Origin of the sequence: Cupriavidus oxalaticus (assembly GCF_038900635.1) — a bacterium.
Lineage (GTDB): Bacteria > Pseudomonadota > Gammaproteobacteria > Burkholderiales > Burkholderiaceae > Cupriavidus > Cupriavidus oxalaticus_B.
Window position 1 is genome coordinate 161054 of the sequence record NZ_JAYMRX010000005.1, and the last position, 22431, is coordinate 183484.

Annotated in this window: 19 protein-coding genes; 6 read left to right on the top strand and 13 right to left on the bottom strand. The window is 66.6% G+C overall.

From position 1 onward, the window contains the following. Positions 1-17 precede the first annotated feature (17 nt). Positions 18-863 carry a sulfurtransferase gene (locus tag VSR71_RS11120; protein WP_342913918.1) on the bottom strand — a complete coding sequence of 282 codons (846 nt, stop codon included), beginning with the start codon at positions 861-863 and terminating at the stop codon, positions 18-20. 216 nt (positions 864-1079) lie between these two features. Here VSR71_RS11120 and dnaE point away from each other — a divergent pair, with 216 nt between their 5' ends. Beyond that, positions 1080-4595 (top strand): DNA polymerase III subunit alpha, encoded by a 3516-nt coding sequence (gene dnaE, locus VSR71_RS11125; RefSeq protein WP_342913919.1) that lies wholly within the window; start codon positions 1080-1082, stop codon positions 4593-4595. A 19-nt stretch (positions 4596-4614) separates the two neighbouring features. Here dnaE and VSR71_RS11130 read toward each other — a convergent pair whose 3' ends face one another. Further along, on the bottom strand, positions 4615-5685 hold the full coding sequence (locus VSR71_RS11130; protein WP_342913920.1) for a glycosyltransferase family 4 protein: 1071 nt from the start codon (positions 5683-5685) through the stop codon (positions 4615-4617). A 27-nt stretch (positions 5686-5712) separates the two neighbouring features. Next, entirely contained in the window at positions 5713-6483 is a 771-nt protein-coding gene (locus VSR71_RS11135) for a glycosyltransferase family 2 protein (RefSeq protein WP_342913921.1), read from the bottom strand. Positions 6484-6693: 210 nt separating this feature from the next. Here VSR71_RS11135 and VSR71_RS11140 point away from each other — a divergent pair, with 210 nt between their 5' ends. The 3 genes from VSR71_RS11140 to msbA all read left to right on the top strand — a co-directional run bounded on the left by VSR71_RS11140 (position 6694) and on the right by msbA (position 10594). Beyond that, complete coding sequence (locus VSR71_RS11140) at positions 6694-7989, top strand: O-antigen ligase family protein (RefSeq protein ID WP_342913922.1); 1296 nt, start codon at positions 6694-6696, stop codon at positions 7987-7989. After that, positions 7950-8759, top strand: a complete 810-nt coding sequence (locus tag VSR71_RS11145; RefSeq protein WP_342913923.1) for a glycosyltransferase family 25 protein — start codon at positions 7950-7952, stop codon at positions 8757-8759. The genes VSR71_RS11140 and VSR71_RS11145 overlap by 40 nt, the downstream gene beginning before the upstream one ends. Before the next feature lie 110 nt (positions 8760-8869). After that, the gene (gene msbA / locus VSR71_RS11150) at positions 8870-10594 is read left to right on the top strand and encodes a lipid A export permease/ATP-binding protein MsbA (protein ID WP_342914078.1); all 1725 of its coding nucleotides are present in this window, start codon (positions 8870-8872) and stop codon (positions 10592-10594) included. A 108-nt stretch (positions 10595-10702) separates the two neighbouring features. Here msbA and waaC read toward each other — a convergent pair whose 3' ends face one another. After that, on the bottom strand, positions 10703-11689 hold the full coding sequence (waaC, locus tag VSR71_RS11155; protein WP_342913924.1) for a lipopolysaccharide heptosyltransferase I: 987 nt from the start codon (positions 11687-11689) through the stop codon (positions 10703-10705). A 213-nt stretch (positions 11690-11902) separates the two neighbouring features. Between waaC and VSR71_RS11160 the strand changes: the two genes are divergently transcribed. Then, positions 11903-12493 (top strand): peroxidase-related enzyme, encoded by a 591-nt coding sequence (locus tag VSR71_RS11160; protein WP_342913925.1) that lies wholly within the window; start codon positions 11903-11905, stop codon positions 12491-12493. A gap of 95 nt (positions 12494-12588) precedes the next feature. Here VSR71_RS11160 and VSR71_RS11165 read toward each other — a convergent pair whose 3' ends face one another. The 9 genes from VSR71_RS11165 to VSR71_RS11205 form a co-directional block, all read right to left on the bottom strand. Beyond that, positions 12589-13104 (bottom strand): hypothetical protein, encoded by a 516-nt coding sequence (locus VSR71_RS11165; protein WP_342913926.1) that lies wholly within the window; start codon positions 13102-13104, stop codon positions 12589-12591. 99 nt (positions 13105-13203) lie between these two features. Continuing rightward, positions 13204-14670, bottom strand: a complete 1467-nt coding sequence (gene rng, locus VSR71_RS11170; protein WP_342913927.1) for a ribonuclease G — start codon at positions 14668-14670, stop codon at positions 13204-13206. Between the two features lie 88 nt (positions 14671-14758). Continuing rightward, entirely contained in the window at positions 14759-15361 is a 603-nt protein-coding gene (locus VSR71_RS11175; protein ID WP_342913928.1) for a nucleoside triphosphate pyrophosphatase, read from the bottom strand. Positions 15362-15443: 82 nt separating this feature from the next. Beyond that, the gene (gene rlmH, locus VSR71_RS11180) at positions 15444-15923 is read right to left on the bottom strand and encodes a 23S rRNA (pseudouridine(1915)-N(3))-methyltransferase RlmH (protein WP_342913929.1); all 480 of its coding nucleotides are present in this window, start codon (positions 15921-15923) and stop codon (positions 15444-15446) included. Positions 15924-15994: 71 nt separating this feature from the next. Continuing rightward, positions 15995-16765: a ribosome silencing factor gene (gene rsfS / locus VSR71_RS11185; RefSeq protein ID WP_342913930.1), complete on the bottom strand. Its 771-nt coding sequence runs from the start codon at positions 16763-16765 to the stop codon at positions 15995-15997. A 60-nt stretch (positions 16766-16825) separates the two neighbouring features. Continuing rightward, positions 16826-17551, bottom strand: coding sequence for a nicotinate-nucleotide adenylyltransferase (locus VSR71_RS11190; protein WP_342913931.1), 726 nt, complete (start codon positions 17549-17551; stop codon positions 16826-16828). 10 nt (positions 17552-17561) lie between these two features. Continuing rightward, positions 17562-18473: an oxygen-dependent coproporphyrinogen oxidase gene (gene hemF, locus VSR71_RS11195; RefSeq protein ID WP_342913932.1), complete on the bottom strand. Its 912-nt coding sequence runs from the start codon at positions 18471-18473 to the stop codon at positions 17562-17564. Between the two features lie 154 nt (positions 18474-18627). Beyond that, on the bottom strand, positions 18628-19896 hold the full coding sequence (gene purD, locus VSR71_RS11200) for a phosphoribosylamine--glycine ligase (protein WP_342913933.1): 1269 nt from the start codon (positions 19894-19896) through the stop codon (positions 18628-18630). Between the two features lie 89 nt (positions 19897-19985). Continuing rightward, positions 19986-20711, bottom strand: coding sequence for a YebC/PmpR family DNA-binding transcriptional regulator (locus tag VSR71_RS11205; protein WP_342913934.1), 726 nt, complete (start codon positions 20709-20711; stop codon positions 19986-19988). Between the two features lie 176 nt (positions 20712-20887). On the opposite strand from VSR71_RS11205, the gene VSR71_RS11210 reads away from it, so the two are divergent. After that, positions 20888-22414 carry a helicase HerA-like C-terminal domain-containing protein gene (locus VSR71_RS11210; RefSeq protein ID WP_342913935.1) on the top strand — a complete coding sequence of 509 codons (1527 nt, stop codon included), beginning with the start codon at positions 20888-20890 and terminating at the stop codon, positions 22412-22414. Positions 22415-22431: the final 17 nt, after the last annotated feature.

The window sequence follows — 22431 nt, forward strand, 5'->3', positions numbered from 1 at the left end:
GCAGCCTCGGACTTCTCTCAGGCTGCCGCCTGCTTCGTGTCGATGCAGTGTGGGCAGCTCTTGCCGATCACGTAGTGCGGGCTCTGTTGTTCTTCCGGCGTGACCACGGCACGGCAGGCGAAGCACTGCTTGGGGCCGGCGGGCTCCAGGTTCGGGTTCAGCGCGGTGCGGTAGTCGAAGACGAAGCAGTCACCGCGATAGTGGCTGCCGCCCACGTCCTCGAAGTACTTCAGGATGCCGCCCTCGAGCTGGTACACGCGCTCGACGCCGACTTCCTGCATGTGGATCGCCGCCTTCTCGCAGCGGATGCCGCCGGTGCAGAACGACACCACGGTCTTGCCTTCCAGCTCTGCCTTGTGCGCGGCGACCGCGTCGGGAAATTCGCTGAACTTGGCGATGTCGTACTCGACTGCGTCTTCGAACGTGCCGACCGCCACCTCGAAATCATTGCGCGTATCGAGCATCACCACCGGGCGGCCTTCGTCGTCATGCCCCTGGTCCAGCCAGCGCTTCAGGTCCGCCGGCCGCACCGACGGCGCACGGCCGTCCTCGGGGCGGATGAGCGGCATCTTCATGGTGATGATTTCCTTCTTGGCGCGCACCAGCATGCGCTTGAAGGGCTGGTTCTCCGACAGGCTTTCCTTGGGCGCGATATCGGCGAAGCGCGCGTCGGCATGCAGCCACGCCATGAAGCCGTCGATGGCTTCGCGCGGGCCGGCCAGGAACATGTTGATGCCCTCGGGCGCGAGCAGGATCGTGCCTTTCAGGCCGGCCACTTCGCAGCGCTCGCGCATGGCCGGGCGCAGGGTCTCGATGTCGTCCAGCGAGACGAACTTGTAAGCGGAAATGTTGACGATCTGCATGAGGAGCGGCGCCTGCACGGCCGCGCCCGGAAGCGCGGAAAGGGCGTTGGCGGCTTGCAATAACTGCCTGATTGGAAAGGCGAAATTATAACGCGCGCGGGCGCTTCCGCCGCGCATTCCCAAGCACCCCGATCAGCTTTGCGCAGCCGCGTGCACGCATCGCCTGCACGCAATATTGGAGGCCGGCAGACGGGTCGAACCGGTACAATGTCGCCCATGTCCGCACCCCGCTTCGTCCACCTCCGCCTGCATTCCGAATACTCCGTCGTGGACGGCATCGTCCGCCTCGACGACGCCGTCAAGGCCGCTGCCGCCGATGGCATGGGCGCGCTCGCCCTGACGGATCTTGCCAACGCCTTCGGGCTGATCCGCTATTACAAGGAAGCGCGCGGCAAGGGCGTGAAGCCGGTGGTCGGGGCCGATGTCTGGCTGACCAATGCCGAAGACCGCGACAAGCCCGCACGCCTGCTGCTGCTGGTGCAGGACCGGCGCGGCTACCTGAACCTGTGCATGCTGCTGTCGCGCGCATGGCTGGGCAACCAGCACCGCGGCCGCGCCGAGATCGATCCGTCGTGGTTCCTGGAGCCGGGCGAAGACGACATGCCGCTCGCCACCGGCCTGATCGCGCTGTCCGGCGCGATGGGCGGCGATATCGGCATGGCGCTGGCCAACGGCAATGCCGAGGGCGCGCGCCGTGCCGCGCAGCACTGGGCGTCGGTGTTTCCGCAGCGCTTCTATGTCGAACTGCAGCGTGCCGGCCATGCCGGCACCGATGCCTACGTGCAGCAGGCCGTGCAACTGGCGGCCGAGCTGCAGCTGCCGGTGGTCGCCACGCACCCGGTGCAGTTCATGACGCCGGACGACTACACCGCGCACGAGGCGCGCGTGTGCATCGCCGAGGGCGAGCTGCTGGCCAACCCGCGCCGCACACGGCGCTTCACCACCGACCAGTACTTCAAGACCCAGGACGAGATGTGCGCGCTGTTCGCGGATATCCCCTCGGCACTGGAGAACGCGGTCGAGATCGCGCGCCGCTGCAACCTGACACTGGAGCTGGGCAAGCCGCGCCTGCCGCTGTTCCCGACGCCGGACGGCATGTCGCTGGACGACTACCTCGTCTTCATGGCCAAGGACGGCCTGGAAAAGCGCATGGCGGTGCTGTTCCCGGACGAGGCGGTGCGCGAAGCGAAGCGCGCGGAATACTACGCACGGCTGGAGTTCGAGACCGGCACCATCATCAAGATGGGCTTCCCCGGCTACTTCCTGATCGTGGCGGACTTTATCAACTGGGCCAAGAACAACGGCGTGCCGGTCGGGCCCGGCCGGGGCTCCGGTGCCGGTTCGCTGGTCGCGTATGCGCTGGGCATTACCGACCTCGATCCGCTCAAGTACGCATTGCTGTTCGAGCGTTTCCTGAACCCGGAACGGGTATCGATGCCCGACTTCGATATCGACTTCTGCCAGCACGGCCGCGATCGCGTGATCACGTACGTGAAGGAAAAGTACGGCAAGGACGCGGTGTCGCAGATCGCCACCTTCGGCACCATGGCCGCCAAGGCCGCGGTGCGCGACGTGGGCCGCGTGCTCGACCTGGGCTATGGCTTTGTCGACGGCATCGCCAAGCTGATCCCGTTCAAGCCGGGCAAGCTGGTCACCATCGAGGAAGCGAAGAAAGAAGAGCCGCTGCTGACCGAGCGCGAGAACAACGAGGAAGAAGTGCGCCAGCTGCTGGAGCTGGCGCAGCGCGTCGAAGGCATGACCCGTAACGTTGGCATGCACGCCGGCGGTGTGCTGATCGCGCCCGGCAGGCTGACCGATTTCTGCCCGCTGTACACGCAAGGCGCGCAGAACGACGGCATGAGCGGCGTCGTCAGCCAGTACGACAAGGACGACGTCGAGGCCGCCGGCCTGGTCAAGTTCGACTTCCTGGGCCTGACCACGCTGACCATCCTGGACTGGGCCGAGCGCTATATCCGCCGCCTGGACCCGAGCAAGGGCGACTGGAACTGCAGCCATATTCCGCTCGACGACGGCCCCGCCTTCGACATCCTCAAGACCGCCAATACGGTCGCCGTGTTCCAGCTGGAAAGCCGCGGCATGCAGGGCATGCTGAAGGACGCCAAGCCTGACCGCTTCGAGGACATCATCGCGCTGGTGGCGCTCTACCGCCCGGGCCCGATGGACCTGATCCCCAGCTTCTGCGCGCGCAAGCACGGCCGCGAGAAGGTGGAGTATCCCGATCCGCGCGTCGAACCCGTCCTGAAAGAGACCTACGGCATCATGGTCTACCAGGAGCAGGTGATGCAGATGGCGCAGATCATCGGCGGCTACTCGCTTGGCGGCGCCGACCTGCTGCGCCGCGCGATGGGCAAGAAGAAGCCCGAGGAGATGGCGCAGCATCGCGTCATGTTCCGCGAGGGTGCCGACAAGAACGGGCTCAATGCGCAGCAGGCCGACGACATCTTCGACCTGATGGAGAAGTTCGCGGGCTACGGCTTCAACAAGTCGCACGCGGCAGCGTACGCGCTGCTGGCGTACTACACCGCCTGGCTCAAGGCCCACCATCCGGCCGAATTCATGGCAGCCAACATGTCGCTGGCCATGGACGACACCGACAAGGTCAAGATCCTCTACGAGGACTGCAAGCTCAACAAGATCGCGGTGCTGCCGCCGGACGTCAACGCCAGCGAATACCGCTTCGCGCCGACCGACCCGAAGACCATCCGCTATGGCCTGGGCGGCATCAAGGGCAGCGGGCAGGGCGCGATCGAAGACATCCTGCGCGCGCGCGAAGAGGGCGGGGCGTTCAAGGACCTGTTCGACTTCTGCGAGCGCGTCGACCGCCGCCAGGTCAACCGCCGCACCATGGAAGCGCTGATCCGCGCCGGTGCCTTCGACAGCCTGAACGACAACCGCGCCCAGCTGCTGGCTTCGGTGCCGATCGCCATGGAAGCCGCGGAGCAGAAGGCCGAGTCCGCCAACCAGGTGTCGCTGTTCGACCTGATGGGCGATGCCGGCGAAGCGCACCGCCCCGAACTGCTCGACGAGCCGCGCTGGAGTCCCAAGCGCACGCTGCAGGAAGAAAAGCAGGCGCTCGGCTACTACTTCTCCGGCCACCTGTTCGACGCCTACCGCGACGAGGTGCGCCGCTTCAACAAGGGCACGCTGGCCGCGCTGGAAAAGGAAGTGCAGGGCAACGGCGGCGGCTTCGGCCGCGACGTGCGCGGCAAGACCATCGCCGGCGTGATCTCCGGCATCCGCACCCAGATGACCCAGCGCGGCAAGATGCTGATCGTGACGCTGGACGACGGCACCGGACTGGTCGAGATGACGGTGTTCAACGAGGTCTTCGACGCGAACCGGCAGATGTTCCGCGAGGATGAGCTGCTGATCGCCACCGGCAACGCGCGGCACGATACCTTTACCGGTGGCGTGCGCTTTACCGCGGAATCGGTGATGGACCTGACCGCGGCACGGATCCGGTTTGCGACGGCCGTGCGTCTGGCGATGAACGGCAATTCTTCGACCGGGATGCTGCGCGAACTGCTGACGCCGCACCTGGCGCGCGCCACCGGCGCGCAGGGATTGCCGGTGAGGATCGGCTACCAGGCCCGGACCGCGTCGTGCGAAGCCGTGCTGGGGCAGGAGTGGCAGGTGATACCGTCCGACGAAGCGTTGGGCGCGCTGCGCCAGGCGCTGTCGCCTGAGAGCGTGAATACGCTTTACGAATGACGCCGCACCGGCGGCGTGCTCAGGCGCGCCGCGCGGCCATCGCCTGCGCCGCCAGTGCCAGCAGGCTATCGACGTGGGTGCCGATGCGCGGATCGTAGTCCAGCATGGACATCGGCTGCGCCAGCCTCGCCTGGCCGGACTGCGCGGCCTGCACGGCGGCGCGGATGGCCTGGTCGAGCGTATCGGCGCGGTCGCGCGCGAACGCATGGACGGCCTGCGGCCGGATCACTTCCAGGCAGGCGATATTGTCGGCAAACACCAGCGGTGTGCCGCACAGCACGGATTCCACCCCGACCAGCCCGAACGGTTCATAGCCCGATGCCAGGATGGTGAAGTCCGCGGCACGGTAGAGCGCGTCGATCCGGCTGCTGTAGCCCAGCTCGCGCACGCGCGGGATGGTGCGCCCGACCGGGCGGCCCGCCACTGCCAGCGTAATCGGCAGACTGGATTTCGAGAAGTAATCGGCCAGCAGGTCGAATCCCTTGCGGGCATGTCCCGACGACGGAAACAGGAACACGACCTCATCGTCGCCAAAACCGAACTCGCTGCGCAGCGACGCGCGCGTGGCGTCGTCGACCGGCGCAAAGCGCTGCGTGTCGACCGGCGGGTAGAGCAAGTGCACGCGGTTTTCCGGTATCCCATACAACTCGACCACTTCGCGCCGCATCAGCGCCGAGTGCGCCACCACGCAATGCGCGCCGGCGTACTGCGCGCTTTCGAGGTCGATCTGCCAGCGATCGGAGCGGCGCGGCGGCGTGCCGCGCGCGGCCAGGTAGCCGCGATGGGTGCCGCCGCAGATGGCGATGTCGGATCCGCGCACGCGATTGCAGCCGATCAGCACCGCATCGGCAGGCAGGCGCGCCTGCAGGCGCCAGGAAAAATAGCGGTCGCGCAGCTTGCCCGGCAGCCACGACACCACGATCCGGTGCGGCTCGATGCCGGACGCTTGCGCCACGCCGGCATCGAAGCGGCGCGCGTAGACAGACACCTCGGTGCCCGCGCGGCCGGCCATGGCCTGGCTGATGTCGAGCGCATAGCGCTCCAGGCCGCCGCCGGCGCCGAAGCGGTTGCAGGAAATGCCAATTTTCATCGGTGGATACAATGAGAGGGTGGGGCGTCAGGCTTCACCGCGCGCCCTGGCGCTGTCCGCGGCGTGCAACTGCGCCAGCTTCGCGTACTTGTAGTAGCTGGCCTGCGCATTCATCAGCGCGACGCCAAAACCCGCGCTGCCGTCGAGAAAGCCACGCTTGAAAATGTAGGTGCGGATGAACGCCCACAGTCCGTGGCCGGCGGCCGAAGCCACCGAACTGCGCTTGCCGCGCGCGTAGGCCTGCTGCGCGCCGGCGCTTGAGTAGCTGTCGATCTTGCGCAGCACGTCCGACAACGATCGGTAGCTGTAGTGGATCAGCGGCTCGCGCAAGCGGGTCACGGGATCGTCCACCTTCAGGTGTTCATGGACCAGGTCTTCGGTGAAGCGACCGCGGCCGTTGCGGAACACGCGCGTGACATAGTCCGGATACCAGCCAGCATGGCGCACGAAGGTGCCGCAGAACGCGGACAGGCGCGGCAGTGCCAGGGCCTGGGCATCGGGCCGGGCGATATGCCGCAGGATTTCATCGCGCAGCGCAGGCGTAACACGCTCGTCGGCATCCAGGCTGAAAATCCAGTCGCCCCTGGCGGCACTGACCGCGTGGTTCTTTTGCGGGCCGAATCCCGGCCAGACCTCGGTCTGGATCACAGTGGCGCCGGCAGCACGCGCAATCGCCACGGTGTCATCCGAGCTGGCCCAATCCACTATAATCGCCTCTTCGCACCAGGACACACTGTCGAGGCAAGCCCCGATATTGTGAGCTTCATTTCTGGTAATGATGACGGCCGAGACTTTCATGGAATATGGGCGGCACCCCTGTCGGGCAGACCGACGAGCCGCCGGCGCCGCCAACAGCCAAGTGCTGAGGGAAGATCGCGTATTCTACCGCACCGGCGCAGTGGTCCCGGCGCCGCCTGGCGGTTGCCGCCGACTGGCGGGCAACGCCCCGGCGCCGTTTTCTCAATTGCGATTTTGATGATAAGAGCACATTTGTCCCGATTCACAGGGATGGAAAAAGTTTTCTCCCTGGTGGCATGTGCCGCACTGATTTCCTTTCCCATCCTGCTGCTGACCTATCCTTCGGCGGCCAATGGCTGTTTCAGCTTCCTGCTGCTGTGGTGCGTGTTCGCGCTGTCCGTGCAGCCCCGCGCCAGCCTGTGCGGCTGGGGGACGATGCTGCGCGAGCATTGGGTGGTGGCGGCGGCGATGGCGGCCGTGCCGGCGGCCTTCCTGCTGCGCCAGGCAGTCAGCGGCGATGGCATGGGCCTGCCGTATCTCTACCTGCGCTTCGCCTTGTTTGGGCTGCTGGCCTGGGGCCTCGCACTGCTCGACCGGCGTGCGCTGCAGGCCGTGCAGTGGGGACTGGTGGTGGGCGCGATCGTTTCGGCGGTCTGGATGTACACCGCAACCGCCGGCGGCCGGCCGGACCATGTCGGCGTCAACAACGTCATTCCCTTTTCCAACCTTTCCCTGCTGATGGGGATGCTGGCGCTGATTTCGATTGGATGGGACCGGCGCGGCCAGTGGCTTTCGATGGCTCCCAAACTGCTGGCCGGCGCGGCCGGAGTCTATACGTCGTATGCCAGTGCGACCCGTGGCGGCTGGCTCGCCATCCCCGTGCTGCTGCTGATCGCGATCACCATCATGCGCAAATGGACCATCCGCGCCCGTGCCGCCTTGCTCGCGGTCCTTGTGGGAGGCATGGCGGTAGCCGGATACTGCAGCGATGTCGTCCGGAAGCGTGTGAACGAGGCGGTCGCCAATCTCAATGCCGCGGTTTCGTCACCGGGCATCGATGCGGCCGTGGTGACGCACCGCGGGCTGGATACGTCGGAGGGCTGGCGCCTGCAACTGTGGAAGGCCTCGCTGCGCATGCTGGAAACGCACCCGATGACAGGCGTGGGACCGGACGCGTTCGAGGCCAACCTCAAGGCCATGGCAGCAAGCGGATTCATCACGCCTGCAACCACCCAGTTCGCGCACTCGCACAACGATGTGCTGTACATCGCGGCGACGCAGGGGATTCCCGGGGTGCTTGCGGTACTCGCGCTATACCTCGTGCCGGCAGGCTTTTTCCTGCGCCATCTGCGCAGCCACGACATGGTCACGCGCACCGCTGCCACCATGGGGCTGGCCATCAGCATCGGCTTCCTGCTGTTCGGGCTGACCGAAGCAATGTTCTTCATCGCCATGACCAATGCCTTCTACACGCTGATGATCGCGACGTGCTTTGCCATCGTGGTCGCGCAGCGCAAGGCGCCTGAGTGGCCGGCACAGCCTGGCGCACGGGCGGTGGCGGCATGATCGGCGCCTACGTCATCAACCTGGCGAGCGCGGGCTCGCGCCGGCAACGCATTTCCGCGCAGCTTGAACGCCTCGGCGTCCCGTTCCAGGTCTATGCTGCCGTGGACGGGCGCGCGCTTGCCGAACACGACGTGGCGCGCCGCTACGATGCGGCCGCGGCCGCGGTGCGGTACCGGCCCATGAGCCGCGGCGAAGTCGGGTGCGCGCTGAGTCACCTCGGCGTATGCCGCCAGATGCTGGAAGACGGCGCGGCATTTGCGCTGGTGCTGGAGGACGACGCCTTGCTGGGCGACGACCTGCCGGCGGTGCTCGCCGATCTGGAAGCCAGTCTCGACCCGGACCGTGCGGAAGTGGTGCTGCTGTCCCACGTCGACAAGTACACCCGCTGGGGCACGCGGCCGCTTGGCCACGGGCGCAAGCTGGTGCGCCGCTATGGCGAATGGTGGCGGGCGCATGGCTACGTGGTGACGCGGGCCGCGGCCGAGCGCCTCCTGGCGGGGCTCCAGCCGGTCTGGTGTGCCGCCGACTACTGGTCCGCCTTCGAGAAACAGGGCCTGGTGACGGTCCGTGCCGTGGTCCCGTATTGCATCGGCCTGACCGAACTGGCGCAGGACTCCGCGCTGGAAGGCCATCGTGCCGATCTCGATGCCAGCGACAAGGCGCGGCGCAGCATCGGCTATTATCTGCGCCGCTACGTCTACCAGCGGTTCCTGTTCCAGGTCTTCGTCCGGCCCTTCCTGCGCGTAGCGCGGCAGAAGCGGGCGGGATAAGGCCGCCCGGCCAGATGCCGGACCAGCCCTGACGGCGCACTCATACAGAAAGACATTCAGTGACCACATCCAAACCGCCCATCTCGCCCGGCTCCACCGTGCCCTCCAGCATGGCCAGCCGGCTCTGGTCTTATCTGCGCCCCGAGCTGCGCGTCTTTGTCGGCGCCATCATCGCCATGGCGGTGGTTGCGGCCAGTGAAGGGGTAATCCCCAAGGTCGTCAACGATTTGCTCGACAAGGGTTTCGGTGGCGACTACGCCGGCACGCTGTGGCATGTGCCTGCCATCCTGACCGGCGTTGCGCTGATCCGGGGTGTTGCGCAGTTTGCTTCCGGCTATCTGCTGAACCTGATCTCGAACCGCGTGCTGCTGAAGATGCGCATACAGATGTTCGAGCGCCTGCTACATGCGCCAGCGGGGTTCTTCCACCGCAACACGGCGGCATCGCTGATCAATGCGGTGATCTTCGAGGTCAACCAGGTGCTGCAGATCCTGACCAGCGTGTTCATCACGCTGGTGCGCGATTCCCTGACCGTCGTGGCGCTGCTGATCTACCTCTTCTATACCAACTGGCGCCTGACGCTGATCGTGGCGGTGATCCTGCCGGTGATCGGCTACCTGATGTCAAAGATCAACCGCCGGCTGCGCAAGCTCAACCGCGACCACCAGACCTATACCAACAACGCTGCCTACGTGGTGGAGGAGGCGGTTGGCGGCTACAAGGTGGTCAAGCTACATGGCGGCGAGCAGTACGAGCTGTCGCGCTTCCGCATCGTGGCCGAGCGGCTGAAGAATTACTCGATGCGCATGGCGGTGGCCGGCGGCCTGAACCAGCCGGTGACGGCGTTCCTGGCTGCGCTGGCACTGTCGGTGATCATTACCATTGCGATGGTGCAGGCCCAGGGCAACCAGACCACCGTGGGCGGCTTTACCGGCTTCGTGATGGCGATGCTGCTGCTGATCTCGCCGCTGAAGCACCTGACCGACATCAACCAGCCGCTGACGCGCGGCATTACCGCCGCCGAGATGATCTTCCGGCTGATCGACGAGCCGATCGAGCCGCAGGACGGCGGCAAGGCCATCGGCCGCGCGCGCGGCGAACTGGCCTTCGAGGGCGTCGGCTTCCGCTATGGCGAGGCACAACGGCCCGCGCTGCAGCAGATCGACCTGCGCGTGAGCCCGGGTGAGGTGGTGGCGCTGGTGGGGCCGTCGGGCAGCGGCAAGACCACGCTGGTCAACCTGGTGCCGCGTTTCTTCGATCCGACCGAAGGGCGCATCCTGCTGGACGGCGCGCCGCTGGGCGAGCTGGCATTGAAGGACCTGCGCAACCAGATCGCCTTTGTCAGCCAGGACGTGGTGCTGTTCAACGATACGGTCGCCGCCAACGTGGCGTATGGTGCGCATGGCGAGACCGAGATCGACATGGCGCGCGTGGAGCGTGCGCTGGCGGCTGCGTACCTGACCGAGACCGTGAAGGGCTTGCCTGACGGACTGAACACCAATATCGGCGACAACGGCATGAAGCTGTCCGGTGGCCAGCGCCAGCGCCTGGCAATCGCCCGGGCGCTTTACAAGGATGCCCCGATCCTGATCCTGGACGAGGCCACCTCCGCGCTGGATTCGGAATCGGAACGCCAGGTGCAGGCGGCGCTGGAAGGACTGATGAAGGGCCGGACCACGCTGGTGATCGCGCACCGGCTGTCGACCATTGAGAATGCCGACCGTATCGCCGTGCTCGACCATGGGCGGGTCGCGGAGCAGGGCACCCACGCCGAACTGCTGGCGGCCAACGGCCTCTACGCCGGTTTGCACCGGATCCAGTTCGCGTCCCAGTAAAGAACGGCGGACGGCGGCGCGGCGATCCTGCCGCGGCCATGACGAAAAAGGGGCCGGCACGTCGGGTATCGTGCCGGCCCCTTTTTGGTTTTCGCTGGTTGCAGCCGCTCAGTTGGGCGATGCCACCGGCGGCTGCTGCGCCATTACTTCGTCGATGGCCGCGAGCACCTGCTCGCGCGTCGGCACCACGCCATGCCCGCCCATCGAGACCGCGCGGCCCGGCGTGTTGACGCCATACAACTCGCGCGAAGTCGTCGTGAAAAGCAGCACGGTCGGGCGGCGCATCGCATCGGCGATATGCACGAAGCCCGTGTCCATGCCAACCACCAGGGACGACTTGCCCACCACCTGCGCCAGCCCGGTGATGCTCAGGCGCGGCATCACTTCCGCACCTGGCACGCTCGCCGCGATCGTCTCGGCTTCCTTGCGTTCGGCATCGTTGCCCCACGGCACCAGCACGCGCAGGCCGCGTGCGGAGATTGCGCCGCCCACGGCTATCCAGTCAGCGATCGGCCATTTCTTCTCTTCGCTCGAGGTGGCGTGGAACAGCATCGCATACGGGCCCTTCGCCGCCGGGGCGGGCGTGTCCGCGGACATCTCCAGGCCGTAGTGCATTTCCCTGGTGAGTTCGTAGCCGAAAGCGCGGCTGACCGCGCGGCGCATGCGCTGCCTGGCGCAATCCTCTTCGATCACGGGCTGGAACACATGGTTATAGCCGAAGCGCGCACCACTTTCGCCCAGCTCCGCCACCGGATAGCCCCACCGGTGCCGCGTACGCGCCAGCCGCGTCACGATCGCGCTCTTGTACACGCCATGGACGTCCAGCACCGCATCGTACTTCTCGCGGCGCAATTCTCGCAGTGCGCTGAAGATCTCCCGCAGCCCGGCCCAGCTGCGTGCCTTCTTGAAGTTACGCAGCGGCGCGGCGATGACACGCTCGATATTGGGGTTCCAGCGTGGCACGTCGGCGCAGTAGGAATCGGCGATCCAGTCGATCTTGACGCCGGGGAATGCGCGCTGCAGGTCGGCGACCAGCGGCAGCGTGAATACCATGTCGCCCAGCGAGGTCAGCTTGACGATGAGAATGCGTTTCATCGGGAAGGGTTGGCGCATGAAGCCCGGGGGCGCTCGCCTTGTTCAGGAAGGGACGTAGTATGCCTTATCCAGCAGGCAACTGGTTTTGCGATGCATGAGCAACATTGTGCCCGGCCTTGTCCCGGCGATCCGGTAGACTTTAAAGCAGTACCCCGGACGCAAGAATTAATGACGACACAGCCGACCGGAACGCATCGCCAACAGGAGACAACCATGCCCGACACCGCTTTCCCCATCAGCCGCTACTCCGTCCCTGTGCTCAAAGACCTCCCCGACGACATCCGCACCCGCATCCTGGAAGTCCAGGACAAGGCTGGCTTTGTCCCCAATGTCTTCCTGGCGCTGGCGCACCGTCCCGACGAATTCCGTGCCTTCTTCGCCTACCACGACGCGTTGATGCTGAAGGACGGCGGCCTGACCAAGGGCGAGCGCGAGATGATCGTGGTGGCCACTTCCGGCGCCAACCAGTGTCTGTACTGCGTGGTGGCGCATGGCGCGATCCTGCGCATCTACGAGAAGAAGCCGCTGGTGGCGGACCAGGTCGCGGTGAACTATCTGAAGGCCGATATCCCGCCGCGCCAGCGGGCCATGCTCGACTTTGCGATGAAGGTATGCAAGGCGTCGCATGAAGTCGGCGACGCGGATTTTGCCGCGCTGCGCGAGCATGGGTTTTCTGACGAAGACGCGTGGGACATCGCCGCGATCACCGCGTTCTTCGGGCTGTCGAACCGGATGGCCAACACCATCAGCATGCGGCCGAACGACGAGTTCTATTTGATGGGCCGCGTGCCCAAGGCGAAATAGGCCGACGCCAGCGAGAGCCAGCGAGAGCCAGCGAGAGCCAGCGAGAGCCAGCGAGAGCCAGCGAGAGCCAGCGAGAGCCGGCGCGCCGGGGAAGCTCAGCGCACCTCGGCGCAATTACCGCTCTTGGGGTCGAACAGCACCGGCCAGGCCTGCTCGTAGATGCCCGGCGTGCAGTACTTCTCGCAGCGGTTATGGGCCAGCGTCACGCGGCGCGGATCCTGCCACACCAGCAGCTTGCACTGGCTCCCGTCGATGGCCTGGAGTTCGATGTGCGGCGTCGTGCGTACCTGGCGGAACTGGACCAGGTTGAACTCGCAGCTGCCGCGCCGCGACACCCACAGTTTCCATTTCAGCGCCTCCACCTTGTTGGCGGTGACGTCCATCAGCGCGTCCTCGCGGAAGCCGTCTTCCTCGGTGCGCTTGCATGCGCCGGCAATGGTGATGGTCTTGGCTGCGATCGGCGCCGCGCGAGCCTTTGGCGGCGGCGCTTCGGCAACCGGTGCGGCGGGGGGCGGTGGGGGTGGCCGCCGGTACTGCGCGATCGGCAGCGGCACGCAGGCAGTGCCCAGCAGGACGGCCAGCAGGCAGGCCCCATGTTTCGTGGCGTTCATGCCGGACTCCTTCTCGCAACCCTCGACCTTCGCTTAGTTATAGCGGATCGAAGACAAATTAGGAGTAGGACCATCCCCCAGCCAGGTGTCAGGGCATGACTACATCAGGATGATGTCGTACTGCTCCTGGTGGAAGGTCGATTCGACCTGCAAGGAGATCGGCTTGCCGATGAAATCGCCGAGCATCGCCAGGTGCTGGCTTTCTTCTTCCAGGAACAGGTCGATGACTTCCTGCGAGGCCAGGATGCGGAATTCGCGCGGATTGAACTGGCGCGATTCGCGCATGATCTCGCGCAGGATGTCGTAGCACACCGTGCGCGGCGTCTTGACCTGGCCCTTGCCCTGGCACACCGGACATTGCTCGCACAGCACGTGCGCCAGCGATTCGCGCGTGCGCTTGCGCGTCATCTCTACCAGCCCGAGTTGGGAGAAATTATTGACCGTGATGCGGGTGCGGTCGCGCGACAGCGCGCGCTTGAGTTCGGAGAGCACCGCTTCGCGGTGTTCGGCATTCTCCATATCGATGAAATCGATGATGATGATGCCGCCGAGGTTGCGCAGCCGCAGTTGCCGCGCGATGGTGTGGGCCGCCTCCAGGTTGGTCTTGAAGATGGTGTCGTCGAAATTGCGCGCGCCCACGTAGCCGCCGGTGTTGACGTCGATCGTCGTCATCGCCTCGGTCTGGTCGATCATCAGGTAGCCGCCTGACTTCAGGTCGACCCGGCGCGACAACGCCTTCTCGATCTCGGCGTCGATATTGAACAGGTCGAAGATCGGCCGCTCGCCGGTGTAGTGCGACAGGCGCGCCAGCACCGCGGGCGTGTACTCCTTGGCGAAATCCACCAGCATCTGGTAGTTCTCGCGCGAGTCGATCTGGATCACGCCGGTGGCGTCGTTGATGAAGTCGCGCAGCACGCGCTGGGCCAGGTTCAGGTCCTGGTAGAGCAGCGCCGGTGCCGGCAGCGTGGTGGCGTTCTGGCGGATCGCGCCCCAGATCTTGCGCAGGTAGGCGATATCGTTGCCGAGTTCCTCGTCGGTCGCTTCTTCGGCGATGGTGCGCACGATAAAGCCGCCGCGCTCGTCGGCCGGCACCAGGCCCTGCACGCGGCTGCGCAGCGCTTCGCGATCCACTTCGCCTTCGATGCGCTGCGAGATGCCGATATGCGGGTCCTGCGGCAGGTACACCAGCGTGCGCCCGGCGATGCTCACCTGCGTCGACAACCGTGCCCCCTTGGTGCCGATCGGGTCCTTGATCACCTGCACCATCAGCGCCTGGCCTTCGAACAGGGTCTTCTCGATCGCCAGCTGCGGGGTGCCGCCGTTGCGGTCGTTGTCGCGCGGGTGCCAGATATCGGCCACGTGCAGGAACGCGGCGCGCTCCAGGCCGATGTCGATGAAGGCGGACTGCATGCCGGGCAGCACGCGCACCACCTTGCCCAGGTAGATATTGCCGACCAGCCCGCGCGTGAGCGTGCGTTCGACGTGCAGTTCCTGGACGGCAGCCTGCTGCACGATGGCAACGCGCGTCTCCTGGGGCGTGATGTTGACGAGGATGTCTTCAGTCATAGCGGTGAAACGCGGTCGCCGGTGGTCCGGCGGTATTGGGTTGCCCGGCGCGGCCGGGTCTTGTCCTGGGCGGCGGCGCGGCCGGGGCTCAGAACTGCAGGCGGGCCTGGCGAAGTAACGCCGCCGTCTCAAACAAGGGCAAGCCCATGATACCTGAATAGCTGCCGGCGATACGCTCGACGAACTCCGCCGCGCGGCCCTGAATCCCGTACGCGCCGGCCTTGCCGAGAGGCTCGCCGCTGGCGACGTAGCGCGCAATCTCGTCCGGTTGCAGCGGGCGGAAGGTCACTTCGGAGACCGATAGCGCGTGATGCATGCCGAGCGTGGAAACCACCGTGACCGCCGTGAGCACGCGGTGCGTGCTGCCGGCCAGCGCGGCCAGCATGGCCTGCGCATCGGCGGCATCGTCGGGTTTGCCGAGGATGCGGCCGCCCAGGCAGACGGTGGTGTCGGAGGTCAGCACCGGCGCGTCGGGCAGGGCGCGGCGCTCTCGGCGCCGCAGCGCGGCTTCGGCCTTCAGCGCACAGACGCGCTGCACGTAGTCGTCGGGAGTTTCGCCGGGCAGGACGGCTTCCAGCGCCTCGGCGTCTTCGTCGTCAGCGGCAAGCAGCAACTCGTAGCGTACGCCCAGCTGGGTCAGCAGTTCGCGGCGGCGCGGGCTTTGGGAGGCGAGGTAGAGGTAGTCGTGCATCGCGGCAGGCGGGGGTCTGGAGCTGCCGGCGGCGGGCCGGCAGTGGCGTGAATTGTAACCCCCGCGGCGGCGCGGTTCCGTGTCAGGCGCGGTGGTAGGGGTGGTTCTGCGTGACCGACCAGGCCCGGTACAACTGCTCGGCCAGCAGCACGCGCACCATGCCGTGCGGCAGCGTCAGGCTGGACAGGCGGATCAGCGTATTGGCGCGCGCCTTCAGTGACGGGTCGAGCCCGTCGGCGCCGCCGATCAGGAAGGCGACATCGCCGCCCTCGCGCTGCCAGTCGGTCAGCTGCGCAGCCAGTTGCACGGTGGTGAAGTCGCGGCCGCGTTCATCCAGCGCGACGATGCGGCACTGCTTCGACAGCGAGCCCAGCACGGTGTCGATGCGCGCGGCTTCGCGCTGCATCACCGTGGCGGCGTTGTTGCTGGAGGACCGGGCTTCCGGCTTGACCTCGCGCAGCTCGATGCGCAGCTCGGGCGGCATGCGCTTGGCATACTCGTTGAAGCCGGTTTCGATCCAGGCGGGCATCTTGTGGCCGACGGCCACGATTACCAGTTGCATGGGGGCGGGTTTGCGGCGGGGCAGGGGCCAGTGCAGGCGACGCGGCCGTCAGGCGGCCGCGCGCCGCGGCATCAGGCCGAGCGGGTGGTGCGCTTGCGCGCGGCCGGCTTGGCTGCCGCGGTCTTGGTGGCCGTCTTGCCAGCGGTCTTGCCAGCCGTCTTCGTGGCGGTCTTCGTGGCAGTCTTCGTCGCCGTCCGGGTTGCGGTCTTGCGCGCCGTGGTGCCGGCGGCGGTCTTGCGCGGCGCGGCGGCGCGGGTGCCGGCGGTCTTGGTGGCTGCCGTCTTGGTGGCAGTCTTGCGTGCCGGCTTGCGCACCGTGGCGATCGCGTCCGGGTCGGTGTCCTCGTGGCCCATCGGCGGCGACGGCTCCTTCATGCCTTCGGGCAGGCGGGCCAGTGCCGGACGCAGGCTGCTGGCGCGGCGCGTGCCGCGCGCGGCCGGGACTTCGTCCTCATCCTCTTCCATCGGCTCGCTGGCCTTGGCCAGGCCGCGGGCACCGGTGGCCAGCTTCATGCGCACCGGCTTGTCGCCCCAGATTTCTTCGAGGTTGTAGTACAGGCGCAGCTGCGGCTGCAGGATATGGACCACGGCGTCGCCGCAGTCGACCAGCACCCACTCGCCCGTCTCCAGGCCTTCGACCGCCACGATATGGCCGCCGGCTTCCTTCACCATATCCCGCACCGACGCTGCCAGCGCCTTGGTCTGGCGGTTGGAGGTCCCGCTGGCAATCACCACCCGGTCGAACAGTTCGGTCAGGTGGCTGGTGTCGTACACCTTGATGTCCTGCGCTTTGACATCCTCGAGGCCGTCGACGATGGCGCGTTGCAGTTTACGAATATCCATGGTGTCTTCTTGTTCAGCTGAGATCGGTTGGGTGGTGGGCGCCGGTTGCGGGCAACCGGGTCAGGCCCTGGCCGGGGCGTCGCGGTACAGCCCGTGGCTGGCGATGTAGTGTGCCACGCCCGGCGGCAGTTGGTCATCTGCCGGTTGGCCGGCCGCAAGGCGCTGGCGCAGGTGGGTGGAAGACAGGTCGACGGCGAGCGTCTGGTCGATCCACATCCGGCCGGAGGGCGTGCATTGTATCAGGGTCGTGTCGGCCTGGCGCTGCGACAGCGCTTCCAGCACCGGGCCTTCCAGCGCGGCCAGCTCGAAGCGCGGGCGGGTGGCGGTGCACAGGTGGACGTGCTCGAACAGTTCCTGCCAGCCGTGCCAGGTGTGCAGGCGCAGCAACTGGTCGGCGCCCATCAGCCAGCACAGCGAGGCCTGGGGGCCGTATTCGTCGCGCAGCTGGCGCACGGTGTCGATGGTGTAGCTGGGGCCGGCGCGCTCGACTTCCATGCGGCTGACGCGGACCCTGGCGCCGGTGTCGCCCAGGGCGGCCGCGGCCAGTTCGGTCATGGCCAGGCGGTCCCCCGCAGGCGTCACGTCGGTGCCCTTCTGCCACGACTGGCCGGTGGGGATCCACACCAGCTCGTCCAGGCCCAGGTGGTCGATGCACAGCCGCGCCAGCGCCAGGTGGCCGACATGGGGCGGGTCAAAGGTGCCGCCGAGGATACCCAGTCGGTAGGGCCGGGCGGGAAGGTCGCCCGCGTTGGCGGCGGGCGTATGGTCTTGCGCGGGATTGGCCATAGGTCTGCCGTCAGGCCCAGTCGCGTGCCGGCAGGAAGTCGGTGTACAGCGCCGCTTCGGGGCTGCCCGCTTCAGGTTGCCAGTCATAGCGCCAGGTCACCAGCGGCGGCATCGACATCAGAATGGATTCGGCGCGTCCGCCCGACTGCAGGCCGAACAGCGTGCCGCGGTCGAACACCAGGTTGAATTCGACATAACGCCCGCGCCGGTAGGCCTGGAAGCCGCGCTCGCGCTCGCCGTAGGGCATGTCCTTGCGAGCCTCCAGGATGGGCAGGTAGGCGTCCAGGAAGGCATCGCCGACCGATTGCATCATGGCGAAGCTGCGCTCGAAGCCCAGCGCCGAGAAGTCGTCGAAGAAGATCCCGCCCACACCGCGCGCCTCATTGCGGTGCTTCAGGAAGAAATACTCGTCGCACCACTGCTTGAAGCGCGGATACAGCTCGTCGCCATATGGCGACAGCGCCTGCTTGCAGGTGCGGTGGAAATGCGTGCAGTCGCCGGCGTTGCCATAGTAGGGCGTCAGGTCCATGCCGCCGCCGAACCACCAGACCGGCTCGGCGTCGGGCTTTACCGCCACGAAGCAGCGCACGTTCATGTGGACCGTGGGCACGTAGGGATTGCGCGGGTGGAACACCAGCGATACGCCCATCGCCTCGAAGCTGCGCCCGGCCAGTTCGGGCCGGTTGGCGCTGGCCGATGGCGGCAGGGTTTCGCCGCTGACGTGGGAAAAGCCCACGCCGGCGCGCTCCATCACCGCGCCGCCTTCCAGGATGCGGGTACGGCCGCTGCCGCGCAGGCGTTCGGTGGGCGGTTTCTCCCAGGCGTCGGTCAGGAACGGCTGGCCGTCGATGGCGCCAATGGCATCGGTGATGCGGTCTTGCAGACCGAGCAGATAGGCACGGACTGCCTGGGAATCGATCATGGTGGGCTGAATCGGATAAACCGACGAATGGACCGGCCGGATGGCAGTCCGGCAGCCAGCCGGCTGCCGGGTGCGTCACAGCATTGTCACGATTGTACCGGCTGGGGCGGCCTGTTGGTCGCCCAGGGCCCGCTGAGGTCCCGCCGGCGGCCAATCAGCGCTTGATGGCGCGGTAACCGATATCGGTCCGGTACTGCATGCCGTCGAACCGGATCTGCTCGACCGCGGCATAGGCGGCGCGCTGCGCGGCCTTGACGGTGTCGGCCAGCCCGACCACGCACAGCACGCGCCCGCCCGTGGTCAGCAGGGTGCCGTCCTTGAGCGTGGTACCGGCGTGGAAGGTCACGCTGTCGTCGGTCTCGGCCGGGATGCCGGTGATGACATCGCCCTTGCGCGGGTTTTCCGGGTAGTTGTGGGCGGCCATTACCACGCCCAGCGCGGTGCGGCGGTCCCAGTCCAGCTCGATGCTGTCGAGCTTGCCGTCGACGGCGTGCTCCATCACGTCGACCAGGTCGGTCTTCAGGCGCGCCAGGATCGGCTGGGTTTCCGGGTCGCCCATGCGGCAGTTGAATTCCAGCGTCTTCAGGTTGCCGTCCTTGTCGATCATCAGGCCGGCGTACAGGAAGCCGGTGTACGGGATGCCGTCCTTTTCCATGCCGCGCACGGTCGGCAGGATGATCTCGCGCAGCGCGCGCGCGTGCAGTGCGGGCGTGACCACCGGGGCGGGGGAGTAGGCGCCCATGCCGCCGGTGTTGGGACCGGCGTCGGCGTCCAGCAGGCGCTTGTGATCCTGGCTGGTGGCCAGCGCCAGCACGTTCTTGCCGTCGACCAGCACGATGAAGCTGGCTTCCTCGCCCTCCAGGAATTCCTCGATCACGACGCGCGCGCCGGCATCGCCCAGCTTGTTGTCGGCCAGCATCATGTCGACCGCGGTGTGGGCTTCTTCCAGCGACATCGCCACCACCACGCCCTTGCCCGCGGCCAGGCCGTCGGCCTTGATCACAATCGGCGCGCCCTGCGCGTCGATATAGGCATGCGCCTGGGCGGCATCGGAGAAGGTCTGGTAGGCGGCCGTCGGGATGCCGTGGCGCTGCATGAACGCCTTGGCGAAGTCCTTTGACGATTCGAGCTGCGCGGCCGCCTTGCTCGGCCCGAAGATGCGCAGGCCCTTGGCGCGGAAGATATCGACGATGCCGGCCGCCAGCGGTGCTTCCGGCCCGACCACGGTAAAGGCCACGCCTTCACGCTCGGCAAAGGCGGCGATGACCTCCGGATCCGTCAGCGGAACATTCTGCAGGCGCTTGTCGAGCGCGGTCCCGCCGTTGCCCGGCGCCACGTACACCACCTGTACCCTGGGGGATTGGGCCAATTTCCAGGCCAGCGCGTGTTCACGTCCACCCGAGCCGACAACCAATACTTTCATGATCCACTGCCAGAAAAGAAACAGATACTAAAAGGCGGCGGCCTGGTCTGAGTCCGGGTCGCCGCCATGGGGGGGCTTGTTGCTTCAGCTTAGTCTTCGATCACCGCGTTGGTGAAGACTTCCTGCACGTCGTCGAGGTTTTCCAGGGCGTCGAGCAGCTTCTGCATTTTGGCCGCGTCGTCGCCGGCGAAGCTGACTTCGTTCTGCGGCTTCATGACCACGTCGGCCACTTCGGCCTTGAAGCCGGCGGCTTCCAGCGCGGTCTTGACCGCCGGGAAATCGTTGGGCGGGCAGGTCACTTCGATCGAGCCGTCGTCATTGGTGACGACGTCGTCGGCGCCGGCTTCCAGCGCGGCGTCCATCAGCTTGTCTTCCGGCGTGCCGGGCGCGAACAGGAACTGGCCGCAGTGCGTGAACATGAATGCCACCGAGCCTTCGGTGCCCATGTTGCCGCCATGCTTGGAGAACGCGTGGCGCACTTCGGCCACGGTACGGGTGCGGTTGTCGGTCAGGCAGTCGACGATGATGGCCGCGCCGGCCAGGCCGTAGCCTTCGTAGCGGATCTCTTCATAGTTGGCACCCTCCAGGCCGCCCACGCCGCGCTGGATCGCGCGCTGGATGTTGTCCTTGGGCATGTTCGCGTCCATGGCCTTGTCGATCGACAGGCGCAGGCGCGGGTTGGAGTCGACATCGCCGCCGCCGAGCTTGGCGGCAACGGTGATTTCCTTGATCAGGCGGGTCCAGATCTTGCCGCGCTTGGCGTCAGCGGCGGCTTTCTTGTGTTTGATATTGGCCCATTTCGAGTGACCGGCCATGATGCTCTCCGAGGCGGAAAAGGTGTTATGCGGTGATGGAATGCGGGATGCCAGGCGCGGGCGCCAGGTGACGGATATGCCTGGCGGCTGGCTATAATCAGCCCAGGATTTTATCACGCGGGCCTGCCCGCGCCGCGCCCGTGGCGAGTTCCACGGCACTTGCTACCAGGAAGACCATGGCCGACCCCATCCTTATCGCCAAGAACGCCAAACACGAGCTGGTGCTGCTGCCGCAGATGGGCAACCGGCACGGCCTGATCACGGGCGCCACCGGCACCGGCAAGACCGTCACGCTGCAGACGCTGGCACAGGGCTTTTCGCGCCTGGGCGTGCCGGTGTTCATGGCCGACGTCAAAGGTGACCTGACCGGCATTTCTCAATCCGGCCAGCTGTCGGACAAGCTCAGGCAGCGCCTGGCCGACCTTGGCCTGCCGGAGCCGGCATGGGGCGGGTGCCCGACCACGCTGTGGGATGTGTTCGGCCAGAAGGGCCACCCGGTGCGCGCCACGGTCTCGCACATGGGCCCGCTGCTGCTGTCGCGCATGCTGGAGCTCAACGATACCCAGCAGGGCGTGCTCAACCTGGTGTTCCGCATTGCCGATGCCAATGGCCTGCTGCTGCTCGACGCCAAGGACCTGCGCGCGATGCTGCAGTACGTGGGCGACAACGCCTCGCAGTTCACGACCGAGTACGGCAATATCTCCGCCGCCTCGGTCGGCGCGATCCAGCGGGGGCTGCTGGCGCTGGAGTCGCAGGGGGGCGACGTCTTCTTCGGCGAGCCGATGCTGAACCTGGAAGACTTCATCCAGACCGAGAAGGGCCAGGGCGTGGTCAATATCCTGGCGGCGGACAAGCTGATGAACTCGCCGCGGCTGTATGCGACCTTCCTGCTGTGGATGCTGTCCGAGCTGTTCGAGAAGCTGCCCGAGGCCGGCGATCTCGACAAGCCCAGGCTGGTGTTCTTCTTCGACGAGGCGCACCTGCTGTTCAATGACGCGCCCAAGGCGTTGCTCGACAAGATCGAGCAGGTGGTGCGGCTGATCCGCTCCAAGGGCGTGGGGGTGTATTTCGTCACGCAGAATCCGGTCGACATCCCCGACACGGTGCTGGGCCAGCTCGGCAACCGCGTGCAGCACGCGCTGCGCGCGTTCACGCCGCGCGACCAGAAGGCGGTCAAGGTGGCCGCCACCACCATGCGCGCCAACCCCGGGCTGGACCTGGAAACCGCGATCGGCGAACTGGGCGTGGGCGAGGCGCTGGTGTCGTTCCTGGACGCCAGGGGCACGCCGTGCGTGACCGAGCGCGCGTGGGTGCTGCCGCCGGGCAGCCGCATCGGCCCGGCGACCGACGAGGAGCGCAGGCAGCTGATCGCGAACTCGCTGGTCGCGGGGACCTACGAAACGGCCGTGGATCGCGAATCGGCTTACGAAAAGCTGCGTGGCGACGTGCCGACGGTTGCCAACGGCAAGGGCAGGCAGCCGGGAGCCAAACCTGAAGCCAGGCCGGAAGCGGAACAGGACGGCGGCTGGCTCGGCACTGCGGGGGATATCTTCGGCACGCTGACCAAGGGCACCGGCAAGAGCGGGCGCGGCGACTCGATCCTCGAGTCGATGGCCAAGTCGGCCGCGCGCACGGTGGGGTCGCAGGTAGGCCGTGAGCTGATTCGTGGCGTGCTTGGCAGCCTGCTCGGGAAGAAGAAGTAAAAGACCTGGAAAAGGAA

Excerpts from the sequence above, each read along its gene's own strand:
- VSR71_RS11120 (WP_342913918.1), bottom strand. The coding sequence starts at position 863 with ATGCAGATCGTCAACATTTCCGCTTACAAGTTCGTCTCGCTGGACGAC.
- dnaE (WP_342913919.1), top strand. The coding sequence starts at position 1,080 with ATGTCCGCACCCCGCTTCGTCCACCTCCGCCTGCATTCCGAATACTCC.
- VSR71_RS11130 (WP_342913920.1), bottom strand. The coding sequence starts at position 5,685 with ATGAAAATTGGCATTTCCTGCAACCGCTTCGGCGCCGGCGGCGGCCTG.
- VSR71_RS11135 (WP_342913921.1), bottom strand. The coding sequence starts at position 6,483 with ATGAAAGTCTCGGCCGTCATCATTACCAGAAATGAAGCTCACAATATC.
- VSR71_RS11140 (WP_342913922.1), top strand. The coding sequence starts at position 6,694 with ATGGAAAAAGTTTTCTCCCTGGTGGCATGTGCCGCACTGATTTCCTTT.
- msbA (WP_342914078.1), top strand. The coding sequence starts at position 8,870 with ATGGCCAGCCGGCTCTGGTCTTATCTGCGCCCCGAGCTGCGCGTCTTT.
- waaC (WP_342913924.1), bottom strand. The coding sequence starts at position 11,689 with ATGAAACGCATTCTCATCGTCAAGCTGACCTCGCTGGGCGACATGGTA.
- VSR71_RS11160 (WP_342913925.1), top strand. The coding sequence starts at position 11,903 with ATGCCCGACACCGCTTTCCCCATCAGCCGCTACTCCGTCCCTGTGCTC.
- VSR71_RS11165 (WP_342913926.1), bottom strand. The coding sequence starts at position 13,104 with ATGAACGCCACGAAACATGGGGCCTGCCTGCTGGCCGTCCTGCTGGGC.
- rng (WP_342913927.1), bottom strand. The coding sequence starts at position 14,670 with ATGACTGAAGACATCCTCGTCAACATCACGCCCCAGGAGACGCGCGTT.
- VSR71_RS11175 (WP_342913928.1), bottom strand. The coding sequence starts at position 15,361 with ATGCACGACTACCTCTACCTCGCCTCCCAAAGCCCGCGCCGCCGCGAA.
- rlmH (WP_342913929.1), bottom strand. The coding sequence starts at position 15,923 with ATGCAACTGGTAATCGTGGCCGTCGGCCACAAGATGCCCGCCTGGATC.
- rsfS (WP_342913930.1), bottom strand. The coding sequence starts at position 16,765 with ATGGATATTCGTAAACTGCAACGCGCCATCGTCGACGGCCTCGAGGAT.
- VSR71_RS11190 (WP_342913931.1), bottom strand. The coding sequence starts at position 17,551 with ATGGCCAATCCCGCGCAAGACCATACGCCCGCCGCCAACGCGGGCGAC.
- hemF (WP_342913932.1), bottom strand. The coding sequence starts at position 18,473 with ATGATCGATTCCCAGGCAGTCCGTGCCTATCTGCTCGGTCTGCAAGAC.
- purD (WP_342913933.1), bottom strand. The coding sequence starts at position 19,896 with ATGAAAGTATTGGTTGTCGGCTCGGGTGGACGTGAACACGCGCTGGCC.
- VSR71_RS11205 (WP_342913934.1), bottom strand. The coding sequence starts at position 20,711 with ATGGCCGGTCACTCGAAATGGGCCAATATCAAACACAAGAAAGCCGCC.
- VSR71_RS11210 (WP_342913935.1), top strand. The coding sequence starts at position 20,888 with ATGGCCGACCCCATCCTTATCGCCAAGAACGCCAAACACGAGCTGGTG.